Source organism: Paenibacillus sp. J22TS3, from assembly GCF_018403205.1.
Classification (GTDB): Bacteria; Bacillota; Bacilli; order Paenibacillales; family Paenibacillaceae; genus Fontibacillus; species Fontibacillus tuaregi.
In genome coordinates this window covers 20,414-36,806 of sequence record NZ_BOSF01000004.1, presented here as the reverse complement: position 1 = coordinate 36,806, position 16,393 = coordinate 20,414, and the positions used below count along the sequence as shown (strand labels likewise).

The 16,393-nt window shown below is 51.9% G+C and carries 12 protein-coding genes and 1 other annotated feature; of the genes, 11 read left to right on the top strand and 1 reads right to left on the bottom strand.

Going from position 1 to position 16,393, the window contains the following annotated elements; all coding sequences use genetic code 11:
* Nucleotides 1–3 precede the first annotated feature (3 nt).
* From cobA to KJS63_RS13515, 6 genes are all read left to right on the top strand, one after another.
* On the top strand, nt 4–1,560 hold the full coding sequence (cobA, locus tag KJS63_RS13540; RefSeq protein WP_213619633.1) for a uroporphyrinogen-III C-methyltransferase: 1,557 nt from the start codon (nt 4–6) through the stop codon (nt 1,558–1,560).
* A gap of 36 nt (nt 1,561–1,596) precedes the next feature.
* The gene (gene hemB / locus KJS63_RS13535) at nt 1,597–2,601 is read left to right on the top strand and encodes a porphobilinogen synthase (RefSeq protein WP_213619632.1); all 1,005 of its coding nucleotides are present in this window, start codon (nt 1,597–1,599) and stop codon (nt 2,599–2,601) included.
* A 42-nt stretch (nt 2,602–2,643) separates the two neighbouring features.
* Nucleotides 2,644–3,945, top strand: a complete 1,302-nt coding sequence (gene hemL, locus KJS63_RS13530) for a glutamate-1-semialdehyde 2,1-aminomutase (RefSeq protein WP_213619631.1) — start codon at nt 2,644–2,646, stop codon at nt 3,943–3,945.
* Nucleotides 3,942–4,853 carry an RluA family pseudouridine synthase gene (locus KJS63_RS13525; RefSeq protein WP_213619630.1) on the top strand — a complete coding sequence of 304 codons (912 nt, stop codon included), beginning with the start codon at nt 3,942–3,944 and terminating at the stop codon, nt 4,851–4,853. Before hemL ends, KJS63_RS13525 begins: the two co-directional genes overlap by 4 nt.
* Nucleotides 4,854–4,960: 107 nt before the next feature.
* Entirely contained in the window at nt 4,961–6,355 is a 1,395-nt protein-coding gene (locus KJS63_RS13520; RefSeq protein ID WP_213619629.1) for a LysM peptidoglycan-binding domain-containing protein, read from the top strand.
* Nucleotides 6,356–6,483: 128 nt separating this feature from the next.
* Nucleotides 6,484–6,741 (top strand) — a binding site (T-box leader).
* Between the two features lie 110 nt (nt 6,742–6,851).
* The gene (locus tag KJS63_RS13515; RefSeq protein WP_213619628.1) at nt 6,852–9,506 is read left to right on the top strand and encodes a valine--tRNA ligase; all 2,655 of its coding nucleotides are present in this window, start codon (nt 6,852–6,854) and stop codon (nt 9,504–9,506) included.
* Between the two features lie 191 nt (nt 9,507–9,697).
* Here the strand turns inward: KJS63_RS13515 and KJS63_RS13510 are convergent, their stop codons facing one another.
* The gene (locus KJS63_RS13510) at nt 9,698–9,895 is read right to left on the bottom strand and encodes a hypothetical protein (protein WP_213619627.1); all 198 of its coding nucleotides are present in this window, start codon (nt 9,893–9,895) and stop codon (nt 9,698–9,700) included.
* Between the two features lie 177 nt (nt 9,896–10,072).
* On the opposite strand from KJS63_RS13510, the gene KJS63_RS13505 reads away from it, so the two are divergent.
* From KJS63_RS13505 to KJS63_RS13485, 5 genes are all read left to right on the top strand, one after another.
* Nucleotides 10,073–11,437, top strand: coding sequence for a bifunctional folylpolyglutamate synthase/dihydrofolate synthase (locus KJS63_RS13505; RefSeq protein ID WP_213619626.1), 1,365 nt, complete (start codon nt 10,073–10,075; stop codon nt 11,435–11,437).
* 59 nt (nt 11,438–11,496) lie between these two features.
* Complete coding sequence (gene murC, locus KJS63_RS13500; RefSeq protein ID WP_244862633.1) at nt 11,497–12,822, top strand: UDP-N-acetylmuramate--L-alanine ligase; 1,326 nt, start codon at nt 11,497–11,499, stop codon at nt 12,820–12,822.
* 129 nt (nt 12,823–12,951) lie between these two features.
* Nucleotides 12,952–14,577: a VWA domain-containing protein gene (locus KJS63_RS13495; protein ID WP_213619624.1), complete on the top strand. Its 1,626-nt coding sequence runs from the start codon at nt 12,952–12,954 to the stop codon at nt 14,575–14,577.
* Nucleotides 14,574–15,242: a 5-bromo-4-chloroindolyl phosphate hydrolysis family protein gene (locus KJS63_RS13490; protein WP_213619623.1), complete on the top strand. Its 669-nt coding sequence runs from the start codon at nt 14,574–14,576 to the stop codon at nt 15,240–15,242. The genes KJS63_RS13495 and KJS63_RS13490 overlap by 4 nt, the downstream gene beginning before the upstream one ends.
* The gene (locus KJS63_RS13485; RefSeq protein ID WP_213619622.1) at nt 15,239–16,348 is read left to right on the top strand and encodes a hypothetical protein; all 1,110 of its coding nucleotides are present in this window, start codon (nt 15,239–15,241) and stop codon (nt 16,346–16,348) included. Before KJS63_RS13490 ends, KJS63_RS13485 begins: the two co-directional genes overlap by 4 nt.
* The last annotated feature ends 45 nt before the right edge of the window (nt 16,349–16,393 follow it).

The window sequence follows — 16,393 nt, the reverse complement described above, 5'->3', positions numbered from 1 at the left end:
AGCATGGCGGGGAGAGTATATTTGGTTGGAGCCGGGCCTGGGGATGCCAGGCTGATCACGGTAAAAGGGCTTGCGTGCATTCAAAAAGCCGATGTTGTCGTCTACGACAGATTGGCTAATCCGAGTCTGCTGAAGTCTATGAAGCCGGGAGCCGAGAAGGTATACGTTGGCAAACGTACGGACCGGCATACGATGAAACAGGAAGACATCAATCAGCTTCTGGTGGATCTGGCTTTGGAAGGGAAGACCGTAACCCGGCTAAAGGGCGGAGACCCCACCATTTTTGGCCGGGTTGGGGAAGAGGCTGAACTGCTTAGAAAGAACGGAATCTTTTATGAGATTGTGCCTGGGATTACCGCGGCTATTTCAGTGCCCGCTTATGCGGGTATTCCGGTTACACACCGGGACTATGCTTCGTCACTTTCAATTATAACCGGACATGAAAGTCCCGATAAGCTGGATCATTCAATCCAATGGGATAAAGTAACGAACGCCACGGGAACGCTTATTTTTATGATGGGTGTGGCGAAGATCGGATATATCAGCCGCCAGCTGGTCAAGTACGGACGTTCGCCTGATACGCCTGTTGCTTTGATCCGATGGGGAACAAGGGCCGAGCAGGCTACTTTAATCGGAACGTTGGCGGATATTGAAGAGAAGGTGCTGGAGTCCGGCTTCAAGCCCCCTGCGGTCATTGTGGTTGGTGAGGTCGTTCTCCAGCGTGACCAATTGAAGTGGGCGGAAGCCTTGCCACTGTTCGGCACCAGAGTTCTTGTCACCAGATCCAGGGCTCAAGCGAGCCGTCTGGTTGAGCAGATCCAGGATCTTGGCGGTGAACCCTATGAGTTCCCCGTCATAGAGACCCGGATTCCGAAGGAGCCGGCCGCTCTTCAGGCGGTTTCAGAGGCTCTGAGCGAGCTTCACAAGTATGACTGGGTGTTCTTTACCAGTGTTAATGGGGTCGAATACTTCTTTGAGCATTTGGACCGGCTGGGTCTGGATATCCGGGCGCTTCATAAAGCAAGGATAGTTGCTGTGGGCCCGGCGACTAAAGAGGAGCTAGGGCGCAGAGGACTGCGTGCCGAGACTCTCCCTGAGCGTTTTCAGGCGGAAGGGCTGGCCGAGGCGTACAATGAGCTTCTAAAGTCCGGGCAGACCGTGCTTCTTCCGAGAGGCAATCTGGCCCGGGCATGGCTTCCTGAGTTTTTGAAGTCAAAGGGGCTTGAGGTGACGGAAGCTGTTCTGTATGAGACCGTCCCTACTGGTGAGGACGACGATGAGCTTCTTAAGCTGATTGAAAAAGGTAAAATCCACGCGGTTACCTTCACCAGCTCTTCCACAGTAAGAAATCTGCTCGATATTCTTAAACGGATGGGGATTGAGGACCCGGCGGAGGCTTTGAAAGACTCCGCAATTGCCTGCATCGGACCGGTCACGGCCAAGACGGCTGAGGAGGCTGGCCTGAAAGTGTCCGTTCTGGCTGAAGAGTCCACATTGGATAGTCTTGTTGAGGCCTTGTGCCAATGGAAATTAGAACAATTGAAGTCATGTTGTGAATGACTTATTAGCTACAGAGAACAAGGAGGCAGCTTTATTATGGCATTTCCAATTGTTAGGCATCGCCGTCTGCGGCAGAATGCGGCTATTCGTGGATTGGTCCGCGAAACAGTACTTACGGTGGATGACTTCATCCAACCGATCTTTGTGACTTATGGTACCGGAGTAAAAAATGAGATCAGCTCCATGCCTGGGGTATACCATTTTTCCCTTGATACCTTAAAGGATGAACTGAAGGAGATTGTGGACCTGGGGATTTCCGCCGTGCTGCTGTTTGGTATCCCTTCGGAAAAGGACCCTGTGGGCACCTCGGCTTTCGAAGAGAGCGGGATTGTACAGGAAGCTACAAGGGTGATCAAGTCTTTATATCCAGATATGTTGGTTGTTGCAGATACCTGTCTGTGTGAGTTCACAGACCATGGTCATTGCGGAATGGTTCATACGTTTGAGCGGGATGGTCATGTGCACGGGGATGTGCTCAATGACGAGTCGCTTGAGCTGCTGACACGTACGGCAGTATCCCAAGCCCGAGCGGGAGCTGACATTATTGCTCCTTCCAATATGATGGATGGCTTCGTACATGCCATTCGCCAAGGGCTGGATGAAGCCGGATTCCAGAACGTGCCGATTATGTCTTATTCGGTGAAGTATGCTTCCGCATTTTACGGACCGTTCCGTGAAGCGGCTGATTCTGCTCCGCAATTCGGGGACCGCAAGACTTACCAGATGGACCCGGCAAATGTCCGTGAAGCTATTCGCGAGGCCGAATCCGATGTTCAAGAGGGGGCGGACATGCTGATGGTCAAGCCGGCCTTGGCCTTTATGGATGTGATCCGCCTGCTGCGTGAGCAGTTTGACCTTCCGCTTGTAGCGTACAATGTGAGCGGTGAGTACTCCATGGTGAAAGCGGCAGCCCTTCAGGGCTGGATCAATGAGAAAGCGATTGTCACCGAGATGCTGCTGGGCATGAAGCGTGCGGGAGCCGATATCATTATCACGTATTTTGCCAAAGATATGGCGCGCTGGCTGCGCGAGGGTAACTGAACAAGCTGATCTCACAAATTATCAGGTAGGGAGTGTCTTATAATGAGTACAAATTCCTCTGTTCGTAATGATGAACGGTCAAGGCAGGCTTTTGATCAGGCTAAAAAATATATTCCGGGCGGTGTGAACAGTCCGGTTCGTGCCTTTAAATCTGTCGGATTGACCCCCATCTATATTGATCGCGGTGAAGGCCCACGCGTCTATGATATTGACGGCAACACCTTTATTGACTATGTCGGTTCATGGGGTCCATTGATTATGGGACATGCCCATCCTGAAGTCGTTAAGGCCGTTCAGGCGGCCGCTGCCAAAGGGACAAGTTTTGGGGCTCCAACGCTGCTGGAAACGGAAATGGCCAAGCTCGTGGCGGAGCGGGTTCCGTCCATCGATATCGTGCGTATGGTGAGTTCGGGAACCGAAGCGACCATGAGTGCAATCCGGCTTGCCCGCGGGTACACAGGCCGCAACAAAATCATGAAGTTCGAAGGCTCCTATCACGGCCATGCGGACAGTCTGCTGATTAAAGCTGGATCTGGAGTGGCGACCCTGGGGCTGCCGGACAGCCCGGGAGTTCCCGAAGGGGTTGCAGCTAATACCATCACTGTGCCTTATAACGACCTGGATTCCGTGAAGCTGGCGTTTGAGAAATTCGGGGAGGAAATTGCCGGTATAATCGTGGAGCCTGTAGCTGGGAACATGGGCGTGGTTCCGCCGCTTCCCGGATTCCTGGAAGGCCTGCGGGAAATCACCAGCCAGTACGGCAGCCTGCTGATCTTTGATGAGGTTATGACCGGGTTCCGTGTGCATATGAACTGTGCCCAAGGACGTTTCGGTATTACACCGGACTTAACCTGTCTAGGCAAGGTAATCGGCGGCGGCCTTCCTGTTGGCGCGTATGGCGGCAAAAGGGAGATCATGGAGCAGATTGCTCCGACCGGACCGATCTACCAGGCAGGCACGCTAAGCGGGAATCCGCTGGCCATGACCGCGGGATATACGACATTGTCCCTGCTGACACCTGAAGTGTATGAGCGCCTTGAAGCTCTGTCAGCAAGGCTTGAAGCAGGACTTCTGAAGAATGCCAAGGAGCGGGGAGTTGCGATCTCGGTTAACCGTGTGGGATCGATGGTGTGTCCTTTCTTTACCGAAGAGAAAGTAACTAATTACGACACAGCCAAGACAAGTGACCTGAATACATTCAACAAGTATTTCGCCGCTATGATCGATGAAGGTGTCAGCGTTCCTCCTTCCCAATTTGAAGGAATGTTTGTATCCGGCGTTCATACGGAGGAAGATATCGACGCGACCATTGAAGCCAACCGCCGTGCCCTGCAGAAGTTATGAGCTACAAAGGCAGTGCGGTAAGACGCGGCGAGTGGCTGGAGCTTATGCCCGGCAAAGTAGGGCAGACGAACCAAGATCCATATATCGCAGCAATTGGTTGGTTGGAGGGCACGCTTCAGGTGCCCTCCAAACTTCTGTTTCGGCTTAAGCAGAATGACGAAATTAAAGTCGCAGGCGACCGGATTCGGGTACGCTTGTTTCCGAAAAGGGACTACGGATTTGAGCCTCACTGGGATGAATTAAATGTGCTGTATGAAGATGATTACTGTCTTGTTGTGCATAAGCCGGCTGGCCTGAAGGTTCATCCAGCTGGGGACGGGCAGGGTCTCACGCTGGCCAACCTAGTGGCTGCCCATTACGCGGGGCAAGGGGAACAAGCTGCTGTACGTCATATCCACCGTCTGGATGAGTTTACTTCCGGACCGGTACTGTATGCGAAGAACGAGTATGCCCAGCTGATCCTGGACGAGTCCATGCGTGCGAAAGGAATTGACAGGACTTACGCTGCAATTGTGGAAGGAGTCTTGGACCCTTCTGTTCACCGGGTTGACGCGCCAATTGGCAGGGACCGGCACCATGCTAAGCGTCAGAGGGTGTCCCCCGGCGGGAAGCCTGCGGTTACCCGGGTGATACGGGCGGAGTCTTTGGGTTCTTTCAGTTTGGTCCGTCTTGAGCTGGAGACCGGCAGAACGCATCAAATCCGGGTTCATATGAGCTATATTGGCCATCCCTTGGTTGGCGATACCCTCTACGGAGGGAGCAATACATTTACGAGTTATCAGGCTCTGCATGGGGAGAGCCTTACTTTTCCCCACCCTTTGACCGGTGAGCAGCTGGTGATTCAGGACCCGTGGCCAAAACAATTTGTAGATTTATATCACAAGCTCTCTGGGAATTCCCGGCTGTAAAAACTGTACGGACCACAAAAAGAATGGCATGCTCTCCTTTTTGAAGCATATAGATTAAACGAGTAATGAAACCTTGTTTGGATATGCGTAAAAAGGAGGTTATACCGTTGACGGACCAATCCTATGGATTGAGGTTTGATATTTACGAACGAGTGCACTTGGCGGAAGAGACGGCCGGTATTCAAGAGTTGGTTGAACTGGAAATCCTTCCGAAAATTCAAGTCATTCCAGGTAATGAATATGCGGCGCTCCGTGGACATCTGCATGTAACCGGATTATATCGTGGGGAAGGTGAAACGCAGGAGCTCTCTCATTTGATTCCGGTAGAAATTACGATTCCTCTGAGCCGGGTGAACCGTCTGGAAGATATCACAGTAGAAATTGAGAATTTCGATGTGGATGTGCTCGGAACCCATAGCCTTAATATCACTGGTGTGTTATCTCTGAGAGGCATTGAGACGGTTGCTTTTGTCTCTGGTGCTGGGGCATGGAGCGACGAGGAGTATACCGCACATCACGAAGCAGGCCGGGAGGAGCAGGAGACGTTCGCCGAACAGGAACCTGGTCAGTCCGAACCTTCAGTTCCTGTGTTCTCTGAACCAGCAGCCGAGACTTATTGGTCGCTTCCGGAGATTCAGGAACAGACTCCGGTTGAGCCGGTATCTGTTCAAGAGAAGGAGGCTTTTACAGCCTCAGTGGACTCCGAATGGGCGGACAAGGAATCCGAGGGAAATGTAACGCAAGCGAAGGATATTGTTTGGAATGTGGAACAACCACAAGCGAAGGATATTGCTTGGAATGTGGAACAACCCCGTACCCAGGAAAGTCTGGCCGGGGAGCGAATTTCCTCCAAAGTGGAGTCAGCGGATGAACCGGTGGCAGCCAAACAAGACGCTGAAGAGCCAGCAGCTCAACCGGTAGCGGCCAAATCGGTATCAGCCAAACCAAACGACGAAGAGTCAGCTGCCGAACCTGCAGCCGTATGGCAGTTTGAGCAGCCTGCTTCTGCCCCGGCAGCGCCGGAGGAAGGGGACCGCATCTATACTGCCGAAGAATACCTCGATCAGGTACAGGAGCCTACATCAGGGGAAGCTGTTCCAGCTGATGCGGAGATCCAAGCACCAGTTGAAGAAAAGCCCGAGCTCAAAATTGCCCTTGGGAGCAAAAAAACTCCCCAAGTGGATGTGCAGGAGTCTGTGCCTTTAAGCTCTCTTTTGCAATCCAGCCGGCCTCCAAAAGAAGCCGAAGTTGTGGAAGAACCACAGCAGGATACGGGGACAGAATACAAAGAGGACAGGGAAGACGTCCGCTGGAAAAGTCTGTTTATCTCCAATGTTCAGGATCAGACTCCTTTCCGCCAGGTGAAGCTTGTGATCGTGCAAAGGGAGGAGACGATTGATGTGATTGCCGACCGTTATCAGATCAATCCCCGTGAGCTTTTGCTGTATAACCGGCTCTCTGAACAGAGCCTGGAGGAAGGGCAAATTCTATATATCCCTTAATTGTTTGGAGTTTCACTAACCCCCTGTGCCTCGCGCAGGGGGTTAGGCTGCGGTCTGAGGAAAAAGTATGTAAAACGCCTATTATTGACTAACTCTGTTATCCACGTTATTATTATAGGGATCAAAGCTAAAAGACATGGAACGGGAATAGTAGGCAGAGTGCCCTTCAGAGAGCGGAATTACTGTTGCTGTGAGGTTTCGCAGGTTGCAGCTGACCGAAGTCGCCCGGGAGTCGTCCATTTGAGCAGCTCTTGTGTTAGAATGGACCGGTCACAGCCGTTATCTGTATGAGTGTCGCAAATTCTATCGGAATCCCCCTGCTATTGGAAACCTGTTTTTGCGAAACAAAGGTGGTACCGCGAAAGTCAAAGCCTTTCGTCCTTTGAGACGAAGGGCTTTTTTTGTTTTTTTCACCTATTCCAGGCGTTAATTGGGAATAATTGTAGAAAAATCTTAATGATGACCAATTACCCCTAAATTATTGGAGGTATGTGTAATGTCAGAAATTAACCAAGAGTCGTCCCCGGTAAACATGCCAACGACGTATGATCCAAAATCCGCTGAGGAGAAGTGGTACCGTTATTGGAAGGAAGGGAACTATTTTAAGGCTGGAGAGCGCAAGGATGCGGAACCGTTCACTATTGTAATTCCGCCGCCTAACGTAACCGGTATGCTGCATATTGGACATGCGCTTGATTTTACACTCCAAGACATTATGATCCGGACCAAACGCATGCAGGGTTATGATGCACTCTGGCTTCCGGGTACTGACCATGCAGGGATTGCCACACAGACTAAGGTCGAACAAAAGCTTAGGGAGAATGGGGTTACCCGATATGATCTGGGCCGGGAGAAGTTCCTGGAGAAGGTATGGGAATGGAAGGACCAGTATGCGGAAACGATTCATGAGCAGTGGGCCAAAATGGGCTTCTCGTTGGACTATTCACGCGAGCGGTTTACCCTTGATGAAGGGTTGTCCAAGGCGGTTCGCGAGGTATTCGTTAAGCTGTATAATAAGGGCTTAATCTACCGCGGCAAACGCATTATTAACTGGGACCCGGCGGCCCGTACGGCGCTTTCGGATATTGAAGTGGATTATAAAGAGGTTAACGGTCATTTGTACCACCTTCAGTATCCGTTGAAAGACGGAAGCGGCCATATTACGGTTGCGACTACCCGTCCGGAAACGATGCTGGGAGATACGGCTGTGGCGGTTCATCCAGAGGATGAACGGTATGCCCATCTTATCGGCCAATACCTGGTACTGCCAATCGTGGGCCGGGAAATCCCGATCATTGGGGATGAGTATGTCGAGAGGGAATTCGGAAGCGGGGCTGTGAAGATCACACCGGCTCACGATCCGAATGACTTTGAGGTGGGCCTCCGTCATGATCTGCCCCAGATTACGGTTATGGATGAGAGCGGTAAGATGAATGAGGCGGCAGCCAAGTATCAAGGACTTGATCGCAGCGAGTGCCGCAAGCAGATTGTGAATGATCTGAAGGAGCTTGGGGTGCTTATCCGGATCGAGGATCATGTGCATCAAGTGGGACACAGCGAGCGGACAGGTGTAGTGGTTGAGCCGTATCTTTCCACTCAGTGGTTCGTGAAAATGGAGCCTTTGGCTGTGGAAGCGATCAAAGCTCAAAAATCAGGGGACGGTGTGCAGTTCGTGCCAGACCGTTTCGAGAAAATATATCTGCACTGGATTGAGAACATCCGTGACTGGTGTATTTCCAGACAGCTGTGGTGGGGACACCGGATTCCGGCTTGGTATCATGAGACTACCGGGGAATTGTACGTAGGTACTGAAGCTCCTGAGGGCGAAGAATGGCGCCAGGATGAGGACGTGCTGGATACCTGGTTCAGCTCGGGGCTGTGGCCGTTCTCCACGCTCGGCTGGCCGGATACGGAAAGTGAGGATTTCAAACGCTTCTTCCCAACGAGCGTACTCGTAACCGGGTATGACATTATTTATTTCTGGGTAGCCCGGATGATCTTCACCGCTCTTGAATTTACCGGACAGAAGCCGTTCAAGGACGTGCTGATTCATGGTCTGGTCCGCGACAGCGAGGGACGCAAGATGTCCAAGTCGCTGGGCAACGGCGTTGATCCGCTGGAGGTTATCGAGAAATACGGCGCTGATGCTATGCGCTACATGATCTCAACCGGCAGCACACCGGGGCAGGATTTGCGCTTCCGCTGGGAAAAGGTGGAGCAGGCGCGCAACTTCGCCAACAAGATCTGGAATGCTTCCCGCTTTGCGCTTATGAATCTTGAAGGCGTACAATATGAGGATATCGATATCAGCGGCGACCTGAGCACCGCGGACCGCTGGATACTGCACCGCTTCAATGAAACGGCCCGGGATATTACCCGGCTTATCGATTCCTATGAATTCGGGGAAACCGGCCGCCTGCTGTATAACTTTATCTGGGATGATCTGTGTGATTGGTACATTGAATTCGCGAAGCTGTCCCTGTATGGGGAAGATGCGGCAGCGAAAAGCAAGACCCAATCCGTTCTTGCTTATGTGCTTGACCGCACGCAGCGCCTGATTCACCCGTTCATGCCGTTTATTTCTGAAGAGATCTGGCAGCATCTACCGCATCAGGGCGAAACCATCACTCTGGCGGAGTGGCCTAAATACGACGCCGCGCTGGAAGCTCCGGATGCCGTAGAAGAGATGAACCTGCTGATTGACTTGATCCGTGCGGTACGTAACGTACGGGCCGAGGTGAATGTTCCTATGAGCAAGAAGGTTGAACTGATCGTGAAGCCAAGCTCTGAGAAAGCGAAAGGAATCATTCAGCGCAATGAGAATTACATCCGCAGATTCTGCAACACTTCGGAGTTTTCTATCTCCATGGATGCGACAGCACCGGATAAAGCGATGAGTGCTATTGTAACCGGGGCGGAGCTGTACTTCCCGCTGGCCGGATTAATTGATATCGGACAAGAAATTGCCCGCTTGCAAAAAGAATATGAGCACTTGACCAAAGAGGTCGAGCGTGTAGAGAAGAAGCTGGGTAACGAAGGCTTCGTCGCCAAGGCTCCGACCAAGGTGATCGAAGAGGAAAAAGCGAAGATGCAGGACTACTCCGAGAAGCGCGCCAAAGTGCAGGCCCGCATCGAAGAGTTGAAGGGATAACTCCCAGAGCTGATGCCCCAAGCGCCCTGCACCGAAGGAGCAGCGATTCCCGCAGGGAGAGCGCCCCAGCAGGCCGCAGCAGGAAGAAGCACAACGGGGACGCCCCAAGCGCCCTGCACCGAAGGAGCAGCGATTCCCGCGGGGAGACGCTCTAAGCAGGCCGCAGCAGGAAGAAGCCCAGCCGGGATGCCCTAAGCGCCCTGCACCAAAGGAGCAGCGATTCCCGCAGGGAGAGCGCCCCAGCAGGCCGCAGCAGGAAGAAGTACAAACAAGACGCGCCCAAGCGCCCTGCACCGAAGGAGCAGCGACTCCCGCAGGGAGAGCGCGCTCAGCAGGTCGTAGCAGGAAGAAGCACAACATAAGGCGTCCCATACAGCAGGAGCACCCAAAGTAAAGCGTACCCCCAACGGGGGTGACAAGCGGCTCACACGCCGTAGTAGATCAGGTGATCACCACCCCCGCCTCCCACCGAAAATTTCGGGTGTCCAGAGGGCGAAGCCCTTGGGGCCCTCCCTTCTAGGGAGGGTTTGGGAGGGTACCCCCCAATAAAAGGAGCAGGTTCTCTTATGCAAGACGACATAACTAACCCTCTGCGTTCTTACGCGGAAGCCGTAGACTGGATTAACGGCCTGATTCCGTTTGGAATCCGGCCAGGCTTGGAGCGGATTGAGGCTCTCATGGAGCGCCTTGACAATCCGCACCGGAAACTGAAATTCATACATGTGGCAGGAACGAATGGAAAGGGCTCCTCATGTGCCTTTTTGACGAAGACACTGCTTACATGCGGATATTCGGTAGGGACATATACCTCACCGTACATCACAAAGTTTACAGACCGTTTTCAATATAATGGCGGGAATATTCCGGACGAGACCTTGCTGGAGCTGGCTAACCGCCTTCATCCGCACGTTCAGGAACTGGCTGCAACCGAGCTGGGGTCCCCGACCATGTTTGAGATAAGTACGGCGCTGGCCATTTTGTATTTTGGTGAAGTCTGTTATCCTGATGTGGTGGTTTGGGAGACCGGGCTTGGAGGCAGAATGGATGTTACCAATATTGTGACCCCCATTGTCTCTTTGATTACGAATATTGGATTTGATCACACAGATATTCTGGGAGATACCCTTGAGCAGATTGCCCGCGAGAAAGCGGGTATTATTAAGCCGGGGGTGCCCGTGGTCAGCTGCGTGGAGCAACCGGAAGCTATTTCTGTGCTGAAAGAAACTGCAGCTGCCCGCAAAAGCACGCTGTACCTGCTGAATGAGCAGTTCAGTTATGAACGCAGGGAGGTTACTTCTAAGCAGCAGAACATCGTCTTTAGAGGGCCTTTCCGCAGCATGGAGCTAACTGTGTCTCTACAGGGAGAGCACCAAAGCAAAAACGCCGCCGGCGTTATGATGGTGCTTGAGGTATTACGGCAGTACATGGCTTTTGTCCTGGAGGACGATGAGGTTGCCGCAGGGTTTAAAGATACATTCTGGGCAGGAAGAATGGAGCAGATCTCGGAAGATCCGCTGCTGATACTGGATGGGGCTCATAATCCTGAGGGCGCCGAGTCTCTCGCGAAGAGCATCCAGGAGAATTACCGCTACAAAAAACTGAATTTGATGATGGGGATGCTTAGCAATAAGCATCATCGCGCCTACTTAGAGCATATATTACCAATAGTGGATACGCTTATCCTTACCGAGCCTGATTTCCGCAGGTCTATGGACGCGCAGAGTTTATATGATCTGGTGCAGCAGCTGCGGAATGAGGTGGCGAAGCCGAATTTGGAAGTTATAGTAGAACGTGACTGGAAAGCAGCGCTTGAGCTGCTCAAGTCGCGGACGGAACGGGAAGATCTTGGGGTGGTGTCAGGCACGCTTTATTTGATTTCCGACGTGCGCGCGGCCCTTTTGCATCAAACCGATTCTGAAAAAGGTTGGTGAACATTTTGTCCAATACAACATTAGAACACGTACACTTTATCGGCATCGGCGGCTATGGAATGAGCGCAATCGCCCGCGTTATGCTGGAGATGGGATACCGAGTCACCGGGTCGGATGTAGCTTCGCAGGAGCTGACAGAGAAGCTTGCCGCCAAGGGAGCCAAAATATATATCGGACATACCGCATCACAGGTTCAGGGAGCCGACCTGGTCGTATACTCCACAGCTCTCCCTAAGGACAATGTGGAGAGAGTCGAAGCCGAGCAGCGGGGAATTCCGGTCATTCACCGGGCCCAAATGCTCGCCAGACTGCTGAATGAACGCAAGGGGGTAGCCGTAGCAGGAGCTCATGGCAAGACGACAACATCTTCGATGATCGCTCTTGTAATGGAGCGATGCGGGACAGACCCAACCTATATCATCGGCGGAGAAATTATGAACATCGGCACCAATGCCAAGGCGGGTCAAGGTCCGTATGTCGTAGCTGAAGCGGATGAGAGCGATGGTTCCTTCCTTCAGTATTATCCGTCAGTAGGGGTAGTGACGAATATTGAGGCTGATCATCTGGAGAACTATGAAGGGAACTTTGACAGGCTCAAAGAAGCCTATGTACAGTTCCTGAATCAGATTAGACCAGACGGTAAGGCCGTCGTCTGCGGAGATGACAAGAACATCCGCGAGCTGCTTCCTAATCTGTCAGGCCAGGTCATTACCTACGGTATTGACCAGCCGTGTGATTATATGGCTTCGGACATTGAACTTGGAGATCGTAAAGTGAGCTTCACGCTTCACGCCTATGGGGAGAAGCTCGGTCAGGTCGAGCTGTCCGTCCCAGGACAGCATAATGTTTACAATGCAATGGCGACGATCATTGTTTGTCTGGAGGCAGGGATTCCTTTTGCGGATATCGTAAAAGCGATCACCTTGTTCACCGGGGCCAAGCGGCGTTTCCAGGTACTTGGGGAAGTCCGCGACATTCTTGTCATTGATGATTATGCCCATCATCCAACGGAGATCGAAGCGACGATCAATGCGGCCAAAGCTACAGGCAAAAGAATTATTGCCGTGTTCCAGCCGCAGCGCTACACACGGACCTTCTTCCTCCTGGATGCGTTCAGCCGTGCCTTTTCGGAGGCGGACGAAGTGATTATTACGGATATTTATTCACCTGCGGGGGAGAAGCAGATTGAAGGGGTTCATTCTTCCAAGCTCGTGGAGCTCATTAAGACAAACAGTAATGCCAGTGCCAGATATATCCCGACCAAGCAGGAAGTGATCTCTGATCTGCAGGATAGGCTCCAGCCGGGAGATTTGGTCCTCACGATGGGGGCCGGAGATATTTATAAGGTAGGTTATGCGTTAGCCAGCCAGCTAAAAGCTGAATAGGTCATATCACCGCCAGGTAAATCCTGGCGGTTTTTTTATTTTCCCCTAACAATTGAATGCTTAAATAGATGGAATGAATGAGTATGTAAACCGAATGTGAAGAGGCTGCATTCGTAAAGGGGGATATGAATGAAGCATAAGTGGATGGTGATTCTAACAGCCGCCGTGCTGCTGCTGAGTGCGTGCACCTCAGGGAGCCGGCAGGCTGTGGAGAATCCGGATAATTCGGGCGTGATGGCACCGCCGGGAGAAGGGGTCTTCCGCATTTTGTCGAGCTCCGAGAATAAGTCGTTGGAACCGCTGCTTAAGGATTATGCGGATCAGAAGGGATATAAGCTGGAGATGGTCTATGAGGGCTCGGTAGACAGCATGTATCAGCTGCAGCGTTCTCCACAGAACTATGACGGGGTATGGCTGGCCAGCTCGCTTTGGATCTCCATGGGGGATACGCAAAAGAAAGTCAGGAACCTGAAATCGGTAATGACCTCGCCAGTGGTATGGGGAATCCGCAAAAGCAAAGCCAAGGAGCTTGGACTCACAGGCAGGGAGGTGGGCATGAATGAAATTCTGTCCGCGGTGCAGCAGGGACGACTAAGATTCAGCATGACTTCAGCTTCCCAGTCCAATTCAGGCGCATCGGCGTATATCGGAATGATCAGCGCCTTCTCCGGCAGTCCGGAGACGATTACGGGGGATATGTTGAAGAATCCAAATCTTCGTACCAAGCTGGTTAAACTGCTGGCTGGTGTCGAACGCTCCTCTGGCAGCTCAGGCTTCCTGAAGGATATGTTTCTGGAGAAGGACTACCCGGCCATGGTGAATTATGAGTCTGTTATTATCGAGACGAACCAGGAGCTGATCAAGCGGGGACGGGAGCCTTTGTATGTAGTTTATCCCAAAGACGGGTTAACTTTAGCGGACTATTCATTCGGGTTTATCCAGAATGATACGAATAAAGAGAAGGAGAAGTTCTTTCAGGATTTGCAGGGGTATCTGCTTAGCGAACCTGTTCAGGCACGCATTCAGGAAACAGGCCGGAGAGTGGGATTAGGCGGTATGGTTGCAGAAGCGAATCCGGCTGTATTCAATCCGGATTGGGGGATTGACACCACGAGAATTCTGACTCCGATTAAATTTCCGGATGCGAACGTTATTTTAGAAGCGCTCAATCTGTATCAAAGTGAGTTCAGGAAGCCTTCCTATACCGTATATTGCCTGGACTTCTCCGGCAGCATGCAGGGGGACAGGGAGCATGAGCTCAAATCCGCTATGGAAATGCTGCTCGATCAGAACAGGGCGCGTGACAGTCTGCTGCAGGGTTCAGCCCAGGATGTGATTACGATACTTCCTTTCTCAAGTGAAGTCACTGAGCGGTATCATGCGGAAGGCGCCGATAATTTCAAAACGCTGCTGGATCAGGTGAACCAGCTGGCTCCAGATGGGGGAACGGATATCTACAGCTGCTCGCTTGAGGCCGTGAAGGAGCTAAGCCAGGTGGATAAAGACAAGTACATTGCTTCAGCTGTACTGATGACCGATGGGGAGTCTTCGGGCTCCGGCGACGGATTGGCCGCTTACTATCGTCAGTCCGGCAGGGATATCCCGGTCTTCTCCATTGCATTTGGTGAAGCCGCATCGAACGGGACAGACGGGAATACACAGCTGACGTTTATCAAAAAGCTGACGAACGCGGAACTCTTCGACAGCAGGAAGGGCCTGGCCGAAGCGTTCAAGAAGGTGAGGGGTTACAATTGAGGAGATGGCAAAGTATACCTGGGCTGCGGTACTACGGGGGGATTACCGCTTTTACCGCAGCGTTCACCCTGCTGTTTTTGCCGCTGGATTTCGGTCTGCTGTCCTCTATGGTCATATCTCTGTTCATTGGAATATGTGTGTTCCTCGGACTTCCTAGAGATGCTGCGGAGAGAGAGCAGCTGAGCCTAAGCAGGTTTCTCAAGCGGACCGCGCTGGATATCCGCAGTTTGAATGCGGCCGGTGCCTCACTAACAGCTTCCCTTCAGCGTCAAGCCGTGTTCGATATCGCCGGGATGGCTTCGGGCATTGTAAAGATGACTCAGGAGCAGAAGAAAGTGGACCCGGAGCTGGATCACTTTCTAGCATATTATTTATCCCGCTTTCTCCATCTTGTGGACAATTACTCCAAGCTGGAGAAGGATCGTTACGCCGATGAAGCGACGAAGGGAATGACGGCTCATATCGGAGAGGTGATCCAGGAGGTAAGGGATATTTTCTCCGCTCAGTATAACAAGATTCTGCGCCATGAATTTGGGGATCTGGCCTCGGTCTCCCTGGAGCTGGAATCCATGATGGAACTTCAGCGTTCCCAGCTAGGGCTGTCCGATCTCGATGATGAGTTCGCCAAGCTGGGCAATCACAGAACAGGAGGGAATGCGGGGTGAAGTCTCGGGTGTGGTTTCTGATTGCAGCATTAGTTATTGTGGCGGCGGCTGTGGTGTATAAGCTGCTTCCCTCCCCGGGTTCCTCAACCCAAGGAGGGGTGCCCACGGCACAAGGGAATGTCCAGACATTAACCGGATTAATCGGTTCTGAGAAAGAGGCCTTGTTTAATGATCCTGATTTTCAAGCGATCGCGCTTAAGGATTATAAGCTGCAGATCGAAGCTATGAAGGCAGGCTCACTTGAAATGACGAATCCGGCTTTAATTCAGGGCAAGGATTTCGTATTTCCGGCAAGTGAAGGGGTCGTAGACCGGATTAAGCTCAAACTTTCCCCTCTTCAGGTTGAGCCCATTTTTAGAACACCCGTTGTATTGTACAGCTGGGATATGATCACACAGCCGCTGATTTCTGAGGGCATTGTCAAGAAAGTGAACCAGTCTTACTACGTAGTAGATTTCAACAGACTTGTAAGCATGATTATTCATGACAAGAAGTGGGCGGAACTGGCTCCTGAGCTGAAGAGTTTATATGGAACCGTGGCAGTGATTACAAGTGATCCAGTGAAGTCCAATTCGGGAAATTCGTTTGCTGCCATGATTGCGGTGAGTCTGAATCAGGGAAGCATGCCGACCAAGGATAACATCACGTCTTTAGTGCCCCAAATCCGCAAAGTGTTCACCAAGCTTGGGTTCAAGAAAAGCTCCACTTCAGACGTGTTTAACGATTATTTGAGCAAAGGTATCGGAGCCAGCCCTATGATCGCGGGTTATGAAAGTGACATGATTGCTTTTGCGAGCACCAACACCGGGATTTACAAGAAGCTGATGAAGACGGCCAAGCCGGTTATTCTATATCCGGAGCCTACGGTATGGAGCACCCATGATTATGTGGCGTTGACCCCGGAAGCGAAGAAGATGACTGCTCTGCTCAAGGATCCGCGCATTCAGAAGCTTGCCTGGGAGAAATACGGGTTCCGTTCCGGAGTCCTGGGTGAAAATAATGATTTTACTCATCTGGCTGCTGAAGGAGTCCCTAAAGATATTACAAATGTAATGAGCATGCCTGATGTCGAGACGATGGATGAAATTGTGAACGGACTAAAATAACAGGCTGCATAACCTGGCCAACCTTGTCATATAGCTTAGGTATAA